Origin of the sequence: Leptospira harrisiae, from assembly GCF_002811945.1 — a bacterium.
Classification (GTDB): Bacteria; Spirochaetota; Leptospiria; order Leptospirales; family Leptospiraceae; genus Leptospira_A; species Leptospira_A harrisiae.
Map to the genome: position 1 here is coordinate 164,342 of NZ_NPDX01000003.1, position 14,953 is coordinate 179,294.

13 protein-coding genes are annotated in these 14,953 nt (G+C 36.2%); 5 read left to right on the plus strand and 8 right to left on the minus strand.

All coding sequences use genetic code 11. From position 1 onward, the window contains the following. The first annotated feature begins 35 nt into the window (after window positions 1-35). From CH364_RS12550 to CH364_RS12560, 3 genes are all read left to right on the plus strand, one after another. Window positions 36-1,355 (plus strand): class I SAM-dependent RNA methyltransferase, encoded by a 1,320-nt coding sequence (locus CH364_RS12550; protein ID WP_100744814.1) that lies wholly within the window; start codon window positions 36-38, stop codon window positions 1,353-1,355. Between the two features lie 56 nt (window positions 1,356-1,411). Continuing rightward, window positions 1,412-2,533: a SpoIID/LytB domain-containing protein gene (locus CH364_RS12555; protein WP_207762299.1), complete on the plus strand. Its 1,122-nt coding sequence runs from the start codon at window positions 1,412-1,414 to the stop codon at window positions 2,531-2,533. Between the two features lie 63 nt (window positions 2,534-2,596). After that, window positions 2,597-3,439, plus strand: coding sequence for an HDOD domain-containing protein (locus CH364_RS12560; protein WP_100744563.1), 843 nt, complete (start codon window positions 2,597-2,599; stop codon window positions 3,437-3,439). 32 nt (window positions 3,440-3,471) lie between these two features. On the opposite strand, the gene CH364_RS12565 is transcribed toward CH364_RS12560, so the two are convergent. The 8 genes from CH364_RS12565 to CH364_RS12600 are packed head-to-tail and all read right to left on the minus strand — an operon-like array spanning window position 3,472 to window position 11,730. Then, a complete protein-coding gene (locus CH364_RS12565; protein WP_100744562.1) occupies window positions 3,472-4,704 on the minus strand; it encodes an adenylate/guanylate cyclase domain-containing protein in 1,233 nt (410 codons plus the stop codon). A gap of 5 nt (window positions 4,705-4,709) precedes the next feature. Continuing rightward, window positions 4,710-5,528 carry an NADH-quinone oxidoreductase subunit B family protein gene (locus CH364_RS12570; RefSeq protein WP_100744561.1) on the minus strand — a complete coding sequence of 273 codons (819 nt, stop codon included), beginning with the start codon at window positions 5,526-5,528 and terminating at the stop codon, window positions 4,710-4,712. Beyond that, complete coding sequence (locus tag CH364_RS12575; RefSeq protein WP_100744560.1) at window positions 5,525-6,955, minus strand: hydrogenase large subunit; 1,431 nt, start codon at window positions 6,953-6,955, stop codon at window positions 5,525-5,527. The genes CH364_RS12570 and CH364_RS12575 overlap by 4 nt, the downstream gene beginning before the upstream one ends. Then, the gene (locus CH364_RS12580; protein WP_100744559.1) at window positions 6,943-8,160 is read right to left on the minus strand and encodes a proton-conducting transporter transmembrane domain-containing protein; all 1,218 of its coding nucleotides are present in this window, start codon (window positions 8,158-8,160) and stop codon (window positions 6,943-6,945) included. The genes CH364_RS12575 and CH364_RS12580 overlap by 13 nt, the downstream gene beginning before the upstream one ends. Then, the gene (locus CH364_RS12585) at window positions 8,157-8,768 is read right to left on the minus strand and encodes a formate hydrogenase (protein WP_100744558.1); all 612 of its coding nucleotides are present in this window, start codon (window positions 8,766-8,768) and stop codon (window positions 8,157-8,159) included. The genes CH364_RS12580 and CH364_RS12585 overlap by 4 nt, the downstream gene beginning before the upstream one ends. Window positions 8,769-8,776: 8 nt before the next feature. Then, window positions 8,777-9,658: an NADH-quinone oxidoreductase subunit H gene (locus CH364_RS12590; protein WP_100744557.1), complete on the minus strand. Its 882-nt coding sequence runs from the start codon at window positions 9,656-9,658 to the stop codon at window positions 8,777-8,779. Next, on the minus strand, window positions 9,659-11,404 hold the full coding sequence (locus CH364_RS12595) for a proton-conducting transporter transmembrane domain-containing protein (RefSeq protein ID WP_100744556.1): 1,746 nt from the start codon (window positions 11,402-11,404) through the stop codon (window positions 9,659-9,661). It lies immediately after the preceding gene. Between the two features lie 38 nt (window positions 11,405-11,442). Then, window positions 11,443-11,730: a hypothetical protein gene (locus CH364_RS12600; protein WP_100744555.1), complete on the minus strand. Its 288-nt coding sequence runs from the start codon at window positions 11,728-11,730 to the stop codon at window positions 11,443-11,445. Window positions 11,731-11,788: 58 nt separating this feature from the next. Between CH364_RS12600 and CH364_RS12605 the strand changes: the two genes are divergently transcribed. Continuing rightward, entirely contained in the window at window positions 11,789-12,493 is a 705-nt protein-coding gene (locus tag CH364_RS12605; RefSeq protein WP_100744554.1) for an ABC transporter ATP-binding protein, read from the plus strand. Continuing rightward, window positions 12,490-14,949 (plus strand): ABC transporter permease, encoded by a 2,460-nt coding sequence (locus CH364_RS12610; protein WP_100744553.1) that lies wholly within the window; start codon window positions 12,490-12,492, stop codon window positions 14,947-14,949. Before CH364_RS12605 ends, CH364_RS12610 begins: the two co-directional genes overlap by 4 nt. The last annotated feature ends 4 nt before the right edge of the window (window positions 14,950-14,953 follow it).

Below are 14,953 nucleotides of genomic sequence, written 5' to 3' on the forward strand. Positions count from 1 at the left end.
TATTAAAATCAAAAGGAACTGGCAAGAATAAAACATTGGACAAAGTCATTGTGGAAAGTTTAGATTCTGATTTTTCAGGAATCGTTACAGCACCTAACGGAAAAAAGGTGAATGTTTTTTTTGCCTACCCTGGCGATGAATTAACTGTTGAGTATGTCAAACGAAGGCCAAGACAAAGATCTTTACGTATTAATGAAACAATCAGAAACCATGAATGGAATTTAGTAAAATGTAATGTGTTTGGTGAGTGCGGAGGATGTACGGGCCAACATATCGAATACAAGGAACAACTTAAATTAAAATTTTCACCAATTCTCGAAGGATTTCAAAATGAATTAGGTATCTCTATTCATTCCATTCCTTCCGAACAAATTTATGAATACAGATCCCGAATGGATTTTTCTGTTTTCCCAGGGCCCACCATTGGACAAAGACAACGTGGAAATTTTCGTAAAGTTGTCCCTATTACATCTTGTTCCATCCAATCTCCCTGGGCAAACAAGGCCCTAAAAGATGTACAGTTTATACTTAACCAAATGCCAGAAATCATTTGGGACAGGAGATCCGAAGAAGGTGGACTAAAATATCTTACCATTAGAAAAGCACAAAACACCAACGATGGAATTTTAATTTTTACTTTTACAGATGGGTTTGAATCACATCCATCCATGGAAAAATTTCGAAACCTTTGTTTGGAATCACTTACACAAGAATCATTAGTTTATTGTTATAACCGACCAAAATCAGAAGTTTCTGCATCTGGGCGACCGGAAGTTTTACGTGGGAAATCAACTTTTACTGAATTAGTCCTTGGCAGAACGTTTGAGATCCCCTTTGATTCTTTTTTCCAACCAAACCCAAATGGATTTTTGCCAATCTTATCCTTTATCAAAGAACGTTTGCCAAAATCAGGTAAAAATTTGATCGATTTGTTTTGTGGTAATGGTTTCTTTTCTCTGTTATACGGTGAATCTTTTGAACATATCGATGGATACGAACTCACAGAATCCTCTATTGAAATTGCTTCAAAAATATTTGAAAAAAAATATCCAAACAAATCCCACACTTTCCAAATTGCCAATTTGTTTATGTCAATTGAACAGCTCAAATTACGAGAAAATGCTACTTTGATTTTAGATCCACCCAGGGCGGGAGCCGGAAAATTAGTCAACCAATGGATTCGCGATTTTGGACCCGAGTATGTTTTCTATGTCTCCTGCAATCCTTACTCACAAAAAGAAGATGTATCGATATTTCTGCCTAAGTATGATTTTGTTGATGGAATCATCATCGACCCTTATCCACACACCCCTCATACAGAATCTGTGTTATTCTTTCAAAGAAAACCCATATAAATTCCCTTCACCAATTTTGAAATTTCTCCGAAACTAGTAGTGAGGGTACTATGAAGATTCAAAAATCGATTATCATTTTATGTCTGGCCATTTTGGGGCAAATCGGTTGTGCGAGTGTAATGGTAACTAACTGGTCTCCCGAAGAACCCAATTTTAAGTCAAAACCGGTGCGTGTATTTCTAGGTTATGCGACAGATGAAGAAGTATTTAAATCAAATGGTGAAATCATTGTTCGTGATGCAAATGATCTCACCATTAAAAAAGTTTATGATTTTTTATCATTAAATCCTACAGCACTCAAAGCTCCTATCTCTATTCACAGCAATTCCGAATGGATTGAATACAAAGGTGTGAGTTACCGTGGTTCTATTTTACTCAAACCAATTGAAGGAAAAGTTTTTATCATTAATTTAGTACCAATCGAATTGTATCTTTTGTCAGTTGTTCCATCTGAAGTGAGTGCCTCATGGCCAAAAGAAGCCCTAAAAGCACAAGCTGTTTGCGCAAGGACTTATGTTGTGAGAGAAATGTTGAACCGAAAAAAACAAGAGTTTGATGTTGATACTTCGACTAACACGCAAGTTTACAAAGGAAAAAACAAAGAACATAAAAATACAACTGAGGCTGTTTTTGAAACAGAAGGATTAATTCTAATTCATAAAGGGCAACCCATCCAAAGTTTTTTCCATTCCAATGCAGGTGGATATACAGAAGATCCCATCAATGTTTGGGGAAGTCCAGTTGAATACTTAAAACCAGTTCCATCAGAATATGATAAGGATGGAGAACAATATGCATGGGAAGAAAAATGGAAAACTGACTTTATCAATTCCAACTTACGTGACTTAGGTGTTGGTGAAATCCAAGATATTATTGTTGCTAGTCGTTTCCCCTCTTCCCGAGTAAATGAAATGGAAATCATAGGAACATCTGGATCAAAAAAAATCAAAGCAACGGAGTTTCGAAAAAAATTAGGAGCTACCAAACTCAAGTCGACTCGATTTGGAATTCGCAAAGAGGATTCAGGGGATTATTTTGTCAAAGGCCTTGGGTCTGGTCATGGGGTTGGGATGTCCCAATGGGGAAGTTTTGCTATGGCAAAAAGCCAATTCAACCACAGAGAAATCCTACAGCATTACTTTAAAGGAATCGAATTCGCAAGAATAGTTGCCAGATAAGTTGGGAGTTTTTGGTTTCCTTAGTCCTATGATTTTAGAATCTGACTTTAGGTCCCTATCTGAATGGCAACTGTTGAAGAATATCTTTCCCAAATCAAAGACCTGACGATTGTACCGCCAGTCTTACTTTCCGTACTTTCCCTAGATGACGACAATGAACTTTCCTTTGGAGAGTTAGAGAAAAAAGTCCAATCTGACCAGGTGCTCGTGGCGAGACTTTTAAAACTTGCCAATTCACCTTTTTTCTCTCGTGGTAATCCAGTTGCCAATATGAAACAAGTCATCACTCGTTTAGGATTCAAAACTGTTAGGAGCATGGTGGCGATGTCTATGACAGACTCCCTCTTCAGCCAAGGAAATTATAAAAAATTCCGTGATGAAGTTTGGGATCATTCGGTTGCAAAAGGGATTTTTGCACAAATCCTCTGTGAAGAAAAAAAGCTAAAAAAAGAAGCAGAACTTGCAATCACTTGCGGACTTATGCAAGACCTCGGACGAATCGTACTCAATACCATTGATCGAAAAAAATATGTGGAAGTGTTAACTGAATTCCAAACTTCTGATTTAAGCTTGATATCGTTAGAAAAAAAATCTTTCGGTGTAGATTCATATGAGATCGGAAGTGCCGCAGCAAAACTCTGGAAAATGCCAAATATCATCATCGCCTCGATAGATGATTTATCAAAACCGGTTACGGAACAAACCGTTCTAGGACAGATTATAGGATTTGCAGGTGTCATTGCAAAAGCAACAGGTCATGGAAAACAAGAACCTGGTATGGATGAAAAATTTGAAGAATACAAATTGGCTCTTGGTGTAGTCGTTGAAGATAAAAAAGAATTTTTTGCTTCAAAAGATCAAAAACTAAAAACCAACGAACTGTATCAGTTCTGTAGCACACTTTAAGTTCGAATTACCCATCTACTTCTTGTTATATGTTATATAGGTTTTACACTGAGAATTCGGTGTAAACCTTCTTTTCCCTTTATTTTTACAGGTTCTAATTCTTCGTATTTGTATTTATTAGCATAATCCTCCGGTAAAAAATTATACAATCCTTCTGAAACATATACTTCCATAGGTTTTGCAATCGACTCCAACCGACTTGCCATATTAACCGTATCCCCTACTGCAGTATAAGAAAGTTTTTGAAAGGATCCCACATTTCCAACGATAGCATTTCCCGATGCGAGACCGATTCCAATCTGTGGAACAAAACCATATATTTGTTCCCACTTGGGTTGCCATAACTCAAATACTTGCACCATTTCCACAGCACAATCCAATGCATTTTGCCGATGGTCTTCCTGAAAAACTGGTGCACCAAACAAACACATGATGGAATCTCCAATGTACTTATCGATCATTCCACCATATCCAAGAATCACTTCGGTCATTGCGGTAAAGTATTCGTTTAAAAAAGAAATCACCTGTTCCGGTTTCATTTTTTCAGAAAGTGTCGTATAACCTCGAATATCCGAAAACAATACAGAAACTTCCTGTTCTTTTCCTTTTTGATCCAAAGAAAGTGTATTGTTCATCAAACTTTCAACAATTACAGGATCTACATACATACCGAAAACATTTTGCATTTTCTTTTTTTCGGTTTCCAGGTTCAGTTTCTCTTCGTATTCTTTTTCTAATTCTTTTTTGAATTTTTTTACCATCGAGTTCAAATCTTGAATTTCAGTTTGGTTCATTCCATACAGGTTTTGGAACCTTTTTAAACTATCATCCATTTGAATCGAGACAACTTTTTTGCGATAAATTTCACGGAACAAATTTCTGAATCGATGTTCCAGTATGTTTTTCTTTAACCTTCGTTTGCCGAAGTATTCGTTAATTCCTAGTTGAAAGGCCTGGATGGGAAGTTGTTTTCCTTCGGCTTTTGTAAAGACAACAACAGGAAGTTCTGATGGACCTGCTAGATCCATAATCATTTCTAATACCGATTCGGGTGAATCTTCCAGTTCGGGGAATTGGACTTCAGTAATCAAAAGATCATACTGAGCTTTTTTGATTTCCAGAGCCCCATTTTCGAAAACGGAGCGCCAAGTTAACTCGATGTAATCTCCAAACCACTCACTGAGCAGTTGGGAGATTGTGTCATACGATTTCTTTTGAGGTTCTAGGACCAGGACACGAACGATTTCTTCTTTTTCTAAATCCACGCACCTTATTTTTCATTCTCTAAAATTTTGTGAAGCGCCTCTTGAAACTGGAAGGAAAATCTTCCCATTAAAAGTCGAAAACCTTGTAAAATGACGTCTGGCCTAGGGGGATCTCCTGAAATATAGAGATCTGGTTCCTTGGGTAATTTCCCCATCGGATACAAACCTCCGCTCACTGCCTCTGTTCCGCATGCGATGAGAGCCTTTGGCTCGGCCATCACTTCCCATGCAGTTTCCAGTGGTGCGGCCATATTTTGACCAACGGGGCCGGAAAATACAATAGCATCAGCATGTTTAGGACTGGCGACACAACGAACCCCTTCTCTTTCCGAATCAAAAACGGAATTGAAAGATGCATTTAACTCCGACTCCACTGTATTGTTTCCACAAGCAGCAACTTCCCTATAAAGAAAACCTCGTTTCTTAGTTAATTTCTGAAATAACTGTTGATTTGCAGTCAGTGAAAAAGGTAAGTCAGTCACCTTTTTCATTCGGCCGGAAACGTAAGTGACTTTCAATTCATCACGATTTAGGGCAAAGGTATAAATAAAACCGGAATCCCTCAGTTTCCCATCCGAACGTTCTGTACAGAGTCCACATTGTAGGCATTTGCCATAATCAAATTGAACTTCTGAATCTGAGATGATCCGAATTGCCTTTGTAGGACAGACCTTCGCCGACTCAGATAAATTTCCAGAACCTTCTCGCATCTTCTTTGTTGGGACTGGAATTCCTCGACTCGTTGGATGGACTGGAGAAGCAGTATTAAAATTTAATACGTTCTTAGGGAAAAGAAAACTTTTTAATTCATATAGAAAATTCATAAATCAAACCCAACATAACTAAGATTAAACGATTTATTGTTTAGTGGAAAATCACCAACTTGTTCGCCTCGAACTGCTAACTCCAAGGCATGCCAATTTAGAACGGATGGATCTCTGATATAAGAGTTTTTAATCAAACCTTCAGAATCAAACTCCAAAGACACAAGAAGTGGTCCACGCCATGCTTCGACAGCAGCAGTATAAATTCCAACCTTTGGCTTTAAATCATTTTCATTTGGATTTATGGTTCCCGAATTTTTATCTGACCATAAAAATTCCCAATCAACTTCATCCAGTTGAGATTCAATCCAAGCCAATGATTGTTCAATTTCCGAATAACGAATGTACATACGAGCCCAAACATCTCCATTGTAATGATGATGTTCTTCTTGTAATGGTAAAGCTTTCCAACCAGGGTAATCTGGATGATTGATTCTCAAATCATCACCGACGCCTGCCATCCGAGCTACCATTCCTAAAAATCCGTGTTTTTGGACATCCAATTCAGAAATAAATCCACAGCCTTGCATCCGCTCTTTCAAAGTAGAAACAGAAAGAGCTCGTAAAATTTGAGGACGAACTTTTTTGAAATATACTTTTTTCAAAATAAAAAATGCATCTTTTGCTTGTTTTGCGGTGATACGTTGGTTAACTCGAACTCGACCCGGCCTCACTACCGCTTTTCCAAATCGATTGCCAGTCCATGTTTCCATAAGACCGAGTGCCGCACCTCGATCGGTAACACAAACTCCATACAAAGGATAATAACCAATATCCTCAGAAATACCACCTAAATCCCCGATATGAACCGCAATCCGTTCCAACTCAACTAGAAATGAACGAAATAAAGAAACACTCTTTGAAACAGAGATTCCATACAATTCTTCATAAATTTTAGTAAATGCAGTCGCATAACCAACGCTTGTATCACCAGAAATTGTTTCCGAAAATGACATCACATCTGACATAGGTTTTCCGTGAATTTTTTCGCGTATTGCCCTATGTTGAAATCCTAATCGAATTGTGAGGTGACGAATGACTTCCCCTTCCACAACAAACCGGAAGTGACCAGGTTCAATGATTCCTGCATGAATTGGTCCGACTGCATGAGAATAAGTTCCTTCATGAAATGGAACAAACAATCCATGGTAAGATAAATCTCTAACAATACCTGTTTTTTGGTGTAAAGAGAGATTTTTTCCTCTATTATCAGATAAATAATCATCTTCTTTTAATTCGGAATAATCTTCCACGCCCATATCTTGGCCGAAGGCATGTCTCACAAGCCAAACTGGATATTGTGGATCTAATAAAAAATCAATATTACTTTTTTTAGATCCTACTTCTTCCCGAACCACTTTTTGGTCACGGATAATAAACTGGTGATATACACCATCAAAATTAGTAACGCCTGTTATCTTTTCCATATATGTTCTGCCATTAAATAGGTTAAGCCGTATGTCCCAACAGTTACGGTGAATAAAAAACTGAACCAAAAGAATACCAAACGTGTTTGTAATATTCCATAAACACTTGATTCAAAGTTTCGATTGGGCAATCGAACCAAAGGCAATACTTTATTAAGTGCTATGAAGAAGAAGATTGCCCCAACGATGGGAAACAAAAACAAAAAGAACATTCTTTGTTTGATTGCAATTTCAATGACTTTTAAATCTAAAACAAAAACAGGGGATAATGGAAAAACAAAAGCAACAAGTAGTGCTAGTAAATACATATACAATGCTTTATGGCTCAAAGATGCTTTTTCCAAAATCTGTGAAATGTTTCTTTTTCCTGCATCCATTCGTAAAATCCCCATTGAAAGGAAAACAAGAAGTTTCACTAAAACTGTTGTAGCCAATAAAAAATAAAACACATCATCAGTTACATCTAACCACAAAAACAAGGTCAACATACCTGTATGAAATAACGCAACTTTTGCCGAAATTCTGCGAATGTCTTCACGTGAGAATAGAATTAACGTCGAATAAAGAATGGTCAAAACTCCGATAAAAAGCAATCCATTCGCCGCATTAATCATATGTGGATTGATTTCGCGTTCCAACTGAATCAGAGGACGAACAGCAAGTACTACACTTACTGGCACAAATGATGCAATCAAAGAAGAAATTTGACTTGGGCTCTCTGCATAGGTATCTCCCACCCAAAAATGGTTTGGCACAAGTCCCAATTTTCCACTATATCCATATACAGTAAGAAGGATTCCAGTCTCAATTAACAATCCGCTTTGACCAACTAACCCTTGCTTTAAGGAAGAAAAATCCAAATTATCAAGCGGAGTAGAAGCAAAAAGTAAAATCACAATCCCTAAAAATGCTAAACCAAGTGCATAAGAATTGATCAATAAAAATTTCCAACCAACATGGAAGGAACGTTCTGTTCCACTGGAAGAAATTAACAATGCGCCAAATAAAGTCGATGCTTCAATTAAAATCCACTTGAGTACAATGTTATCAGTAAACCAAGAGTAAAACAAAGAACCAAAGAAACAAATCTTCAAAAGACTCCATAACCATATCCGAGTTTGCCCTTTTGTTGGTGCAAAAACAGAAACTAGAAAAATAATTACGAAGGCGAGAACACCTGAAAAATAAAACAATTCTTTCATCATATTTTTCTCTCCTTAGTGTGCATATGAGGAGAGAGTTGTAAAATTCCTCCAGAAACAATCACAAGAATGGCATCTAAAAAGGAACCAAACTCAAGTCCTACTGGTAACCCTTTATCTAAAACCATTGTTAAAACAAAAATTCCATTCTCAAAAACACAAAATCCAGCAATGAGTGCAAGCCAGTTTCGCCTAACAACAAAACAAAGAATTCCAACGTATACCAATAAGATCACGTAGATTAGTCCTATTTTATGAACCGGTATGGTTAAAACGGGAACCCCTTCGGTTATCTTTACTGCAAGAACCAAACCAAGCACCATAAATAACAATGTTGCTAAATACCCAAATCGGGGAGCTGTGCTTTCATTCATTTTTGATTTATTGGCTGTCCAGTTTAAAACCCACGGAGTTAGAATTCCCTTAAACAAAACAACCATAACAATCAATGAAATTTCGTGTTTCCATTCACCTTCATGTGTTTGTAATACAGGAAATATCAAAAGAAATCCCTGGATACTTAAGAAGAAAATAATGCGACTAAGTCGATTTTCTACTAAAACAACAACGCCGGTGAGTAATAATAATAAATAGATAAAATCGTATATCATAATAACCCTTAAGACAACTTAACCAATGTGCCTAATATCAAAATTGCAATGAATGTAAGTCCCATAAATTCGGGAATCCATGTCCACTTCCTCCGAACACTATTCGATTCCCAAAACCCAAGTATGATTGCAAGTAATATGACCATTGGAGCAATCATTAGTTCACGAGCGAAACTATCCAAAACTTCATTTTTGAATAATTTAGAATGTTCTAGGGCCAATTTTACAAGAAAAACAAGTAAAGTAGAAAGTTTGATTGAACTTGCCAACTCAAAAATTCCCAACTGTTTTCCTGAAGCTTCCAAAATCATCGCCTCGTGTACCATCGTTAACTCCAAATGAGTTCGTGGATCATCGAACGGTGGTTTAGCGAGCTCAGCAAGAATTGCAATAAATGACAATGACAGAAAGAGTAAGCCAATCAAAGCACCTTGCGGACTAACGGATATTTCTATATGAGACTGAGCGGCGAGAATCATTAGAATAAATGTTGGTTCAGCCATAACAGAAAGAAGGATTTCTCTCCCAGATGCCATTCCTCCAAATGAAGAAGCACCCTCCATCGCAAAACTCACGTAAGAGAATCGATACAATGCCAAAAAGAACGGAATCAATATAAATGGAGCCCATTCAAACAACACAACGCTCCAAATCATCAAAGAAGAAAATAATGCCACTCTTGGTGCCAAATGTGTAAAATCAGAAATATTAGTATGGGAAATAGGATTCTTTCTCAATGATTTATCCACTTCCCAAAAGAACTGAAGTAATTTTGGCCCACGTCTTCCTTGAGCATAAGCACGCACTTTCCGAATAATACCCGTTAGCAAAAAGGGCATTACAACAAACAAAACTAATAGATATAAATAATATAACAATGATGAATACATCTATATACCTCCAAAATCACCCAAAATTAATAATGAGAAGATGAAAATCAAAAACATAGAGGAAATCGCCAGATATTTACTCACATCTTCTTCCTTTGGATGATTCGTTGCAGACACAAATCGAGTTCCAAATCTAAACAAATATGAAATCCCTTTTATCAGGAAAGAATCTACCTTTGACTCTCCGGCTTTATTTAGAAAATACCTACCAAGGGAGTTTCTTAATGGTTCAGAAAAAACAGAGGTCGGTATAGAAAGTTCATGTCCACTGTATCCTCCTCCACAATCCCAGTTTTTCTTTTTTGGTTCCCCGTATTTTTTTAATTGGTAACGATCATATAATCGAAAAACAAACACAGCACCAATAGTTACATAAGAAACAATTGACAATGTCCAAAACCAATCCGCTAACAGTGGATCTACGAAGGGACTTAACATCGGAAGTTTAACAAAATAAGGTATCACCAAAGGAAAAATAAAAATTACCAATGACAAACTAAACAATGAAATTTTTACCCATATTCTCTTTTGCGGTCCAAAAGGTTGGATGTTGATATCTTTTCCAGGAGTAGACAAAAACAAACTTAAGAACAACTTAATATGAGTAAATCCGCCGAGAACAATCCCAAAGAAAATAAAAATCATCGATGGTAAAAGGAAAATAGAACGACCAATGGGCATATCCAAGATACGAGCATTCAGATAAAAATATGTTGCTTCAGAAACAAATCCCAAAGTGCCAGGAAGAACAGCATAACTAAACGTTCCTGCTCCGACCAACAAAGGTGAAATCCCAAGCAATCGCCCAATACCTTTTAGCTCATCGCTGGAACTGGAGTTTTTTAATCTTGCAACCATACCAATAGAAAACAATTGAAATGTTTTAGAAAAAGAATGATGAAACAATCCAAGAAAAAACAAAATCCGAAATGAATTACTTAGGTTCATCAACTCAGAATCAACCGAAAACTGAAACATTCCTGCAATGATCAAACACAACCAAAGAAAGTTAATTGATTCAACAGAACTATATGCTAATGATATTTTTGGATCTTTATGGAAAAAACTAGTGATACCACCGAAGAAAATCCCGAGTGCTGCCAGCGGAAATAAAATTTGATAAATGATCGGATCTAACTGGTTAGGTAGCACATAACGATAAAATAACAAAAGTGGAAAAACTTCGAGAACACCGGCAAAGGAACCAAGTGCATGCGATGGACCACCTTCGTTTACTTTTGGTATCCATAAATGAAATCCCGAGAATCCAGATTTAATAAGAAGACCAATTAAAAGTAAAATCGTTCCAACATTATCGCCATCGGGTAACATAACCCAGGCGGCAAGAAACAAAGCGGCAATACCTGAAGCAAGGAGTAATGATCCCAAACTTTCAATCTGTTTTTTTCCAAATTCAGTACCTGAATAAATCAATATGGTGGAAAATGAAGTTACTTCCAAAGCAATGGGAAGAACGAGCGACTTACCAGATAAATAACAAACACCAAGTGCTGACCAAAAAATAACGTATCCAATGGTGACTTTGTTTTTTTCCTTTGGTTCATAAGACTGAACCAACATAAATGAAGAAAACCCAATATACGCCTGAATGACAAGTCCAACTAAAATGGGGAAGTCAACCGACAACACATCATAATCAGAAAACAAAAATATAGCGAGCGGCGAAAGCGCAGATATACCCACTAAAACCGATCTGAAGATTGAAATCCTTTCATCTTCTAACATAACTACCTCAAAAATTAAATTTTAAAGAAATAAGTGTGTTATGTGAAATTTGGTGATCCCCTACGATCAGGGAACTTAATAGAAACTATATTAGGTGCAAGTAAAGTAGCAGTTAAAAAAGAATGAATTCGAATGATAGAAATAGAAACAGTAAGAGCGGTCACATATAATAAACCCTCTTCTTCGCCAGGTGGTTGTTCTTCGAAACTATTTTCGGAAGTGAAAATTTCGCCAGACTCGGTAAACTCCGCAATTGATGTCCATGCTTGTGATTTACCAAATACTAAAACTGAAACGATTAGGATGTAAAATATACGTGCTAACAATCAGTTTTACCTTAATCTTGATATTCTCGACTGTCTTATATATGGGAAGTTATTTTTAGTGAGTAGTGAAAAAAAAGAACCTGTCATAAAAACAGCCATCCATATCAAAAATGTAAACAAAAGTTTCCAACAAGGTGAGATCACCATCCCTGTTTTGAATGATATTTCATTCGAAATTGCTGAGAAAAAACTCATTACCTTGATGGGGCCGTCGGGAAGTGGCAAATCAACACTATTGAATATCCTCTCTGCCATTGAGTCAGCAGATTCGGGACAAATCACTGTATTTGGAAACAAACTCTCTGGTGCCACAGAACAAGATCTTACCATTTACAGACGAAAAACAATTGGAATCGTCTTTCAGTTTTTTCATTTATTTCCATATCTTACAGCGATTGAAAATGTTTCCCTACCTCTATATCTTGCGGGGATTACAAAAAGGATGGCAGAAGCCAAGGCAAAAGAAGTCCTCTCCCTTGTGGGACTTAGTCACAGAAGAGATTTCACACCAAAAGAAATGTCCGGCGGTGAAAAACAAAGAGTTTCAATTGCAAGAGCAATAATCCACCAACCAAAACTAATCCTCGCAGATGAACCTACTGGAAATTTGGATTCATATTCCTCTGAATTGATTATGGACTTATTTGTTCGATGTGTTCACGAGTTAGATATTTCGGTATTTCTTGTTACACATAATGAACAAATTGGTCAATCTGGAGACATTAACCTGCGAATGTTAGATGGAAATATCAAATCCAAATGAAAATGGTTTACTATTCTTTTATACTTGGTTATTTCAAAGACCATTTTTCAAAAATGTTATTGTCCATTGCAGGAATTAGTTTAGGAATTGCTCTATTTGTAAGCACACAGATCAATGCTTGGCGTGCAGAACAAAGTGTTCTCGACCAAATGATTGGTTATAACTCTGAAAATTTTACGGGAAGGTATATTTCGAACCACCAGAGCCAAGGTGCAAACGACCGTTTTTTAAAAAAAGTGGATTCGGAGTTACCCGAAAACATTCGGATTGAACCAGAGTTACAGACAAAAGCAACTTACTCTCTTTCAGAGAACCAAATCCAAAGTATTCCTGTAGTGGGAAGAGACATCCTATTAACGTCTACGATCTTGCCGAAAAAAAGTGATACGAATCTAATTCCAAAGTATTTTATTAGTATAGCACTTGCCAATCAGCTAAAAATACAATCGGAACAAAAAACAATTTCTGTCTGCGATAAAGAAATCCAGTTACGGCATGACAATATTCAAATTTTACCTATGGAAGGAATTTTTTTAGTTATGGATATCACCAGGTTACAATCCATTTGTAATCTAAATAACCAACTTACATCCATTTGGCTAATTAAAGAAGATAATACAACAAACATTCAGAATATCATTATTCAAAATTCAGACGAATGGACTTATGAATCCAAAGAACAAATATTGGAACGAGCTGGCGCGGTATTAAGTTCACTAAAAATAAACCTAACGATTGTTTCACTAGTATCTGTTTTAATTTCCTTTTTTATGGTCTCAAATATGTTTACTGGACTATATTTATCCAGAAAACGTGAATTCGGAATTTTGTTATCAATTGGTTCAGACAAAAAGGATAATTTCTTTTTATTTTTAACGCAATCTATTGTTATAGGGGCTTTAGGGGGAGTGACAGGCGTGTTATTAGGCATCTTGATTGCTAATACAAATTTTTTGACAACGGTGAACACGATCACTGATGCCAACCAAATTAGTTCTTACCGACGTTTCCCCTTCTCTATCATTTTATTAGGCATTACCATTTCCATGGTAGGATCCATTCTTGCATCAATTTACAATTCATACAAAACTTTTCGGATTTTACCGATTGATTTGATCAGGGAAAAAGATTCGGAAAAATCTTTCCTCCTTTTCGGACTTTCAAAAAAATCAAATTTTAATATTTCTCTCTTCTCACTTGCCATAGGAATTTTTTTGGGGCTTCTCAATATTTCCAAACTAATCGTTCCTGGAATGATTGGAGTTGGATTTGTAATCCTTAGCTTTGTATTGTTAAATTTTTTATGTTTGCCTTTTATCATCCAACTAATAGACAAACTCTTTTCTAAATTTAAGTTCCTGCCTAGCCTTAAAATCGGTTTAAAAGAAATTCAATCAGAACCTTGGAAACATGGACTGACCGCTTCGACTATCATGTTATCAAGCTCCCTTGTATTCACTCTTACTAGCCTAACAGAAAGTTACGAACATTCAGTCGTTCGTTGGGTGGATGAGGAAAACAAATCGGATTTTTCGTTAATCAGTGAAAAAAAATTAAGTTCGGGTGATCCAGGTGTTCCAATTTCTCTTTTGGAAACATTAACCAAGGATACAAACTTCACATCGGTAGAACCATTCTACATTGATTCGAAATTCATTGTAAATGGGAAATATTACACCTTACATGTATTTGATTTCCCAAAACAATACAAAAAAGATGAGTTAATTACTTCAACTAACTTATGTTTTTTAGACCAAATTTGTAAAGGTGATTTAATCAATATCAATACGGATCTAAACTCAAATGTTCCTATCAAAATCCAAGCTACAAAAGATCATTTTTTTTCGGAGAGAGGAACCATTATGATGGATTACACCTTCTTCCAAAAGAATTATAAAGTTAAATTCTTAAACTCCATTAGAATCACACGGAACAAAGAAAAACCAATGACTGATGTCTTAACACATCTTTCAAATATATCGAAAAAATTTGATTTGAAATATATAAACCAGGAAGAACTAAAAAAGTTATACCTAGAAGGTATGAAGAAAGTGTTTTCTATCCTTGACACGCTTAAAATTTCAGCGCTTATCATTTCTATTCTAACACTTTCCACTTCGCTAGTTTATTTTATAAGAGAAAAATCACAAATGTTAGCAGGTCTTAAATCTATAGGTATGGACTCATTCCAAATGTTTCTATTGATTTATTATCAGGCATTATTCCTTGTCTCATTTGGAATTTTTTCAGGAATCTTAAATAGTTTAATTTTATCTCCAATAGTTATATTTGGAATCAATCGAAATGCCTTCGGGTGGATACTCGATTATCAATACCCGCTCTCTTTTGTAGTAAAACTCCCGATAATAATACCCGCAATTACCTTTCTTATCTGTTTACTTCCATTTTATTTTCTAAATCAAATGAAAATTTCAAAAGAACTGAAATATGAATAATTCT

Excerpts from the sequence above, each read along its gene's own strand:
- CH364_RS12595 (WP_100744556.1), bottom strand. The coding sequence starts at position 11,404 with ATGTTAGAAGATGAAAGGATTTCAATCTTCAGATCGGTTTTAGTGGGT.
- CH364_RS12585 (WP_100744558.1), bottom strand. The coding sequence starts at position 8,768 with ATGATATACGATTTTATCTATTTATTATTATTACTCACCGGCGTTGTT.
- CH364_RS12560 (WP_100744563.1), top strand. The coding sequence starts at position 2,597 with ATGGCAACTGTTGAAGAATATCTTTCCCAAATCAAAGACCTGACGATT.
- CH364_RS12580 (WP_100744559.1), bottom strand. The coding sequence starts at position 8,160 with ATGATGAAAGAATTGTTTTATTTTTCAGGTGTTCTCGCCTTCGTAATT.
- CH364_RS12610 (WP_100744553.1), top strand. The coding sequence starts at position 12,490 with ATGAAAATGGTTTACTATTCTTTTATACTTGGTTATTTCAAAGACCAT.
- CH364_RS12570 (WP_100744561.1), bottom strand. The coding sequence starts at position 5,528 with ATGAATTTTCTATATGAATTAAAAAGTTTTCTTTTCCCTAAGAACGTA.
- CH364_RS12590 (WP_100744557.1), bottom strand. The coding sequence starts at position 9,658 with ATGTATTCATCATTGTTATATTATTTATATCTATTAGTTTTGTTTGTT.
- CH364_RS12575 (WP_100744560.1), bottom strand. The coding sequence starts at position 6,955 with ATGGAAAAGATAACAGGCGTTACTAATTTTGATGGTGTATATCACCAG.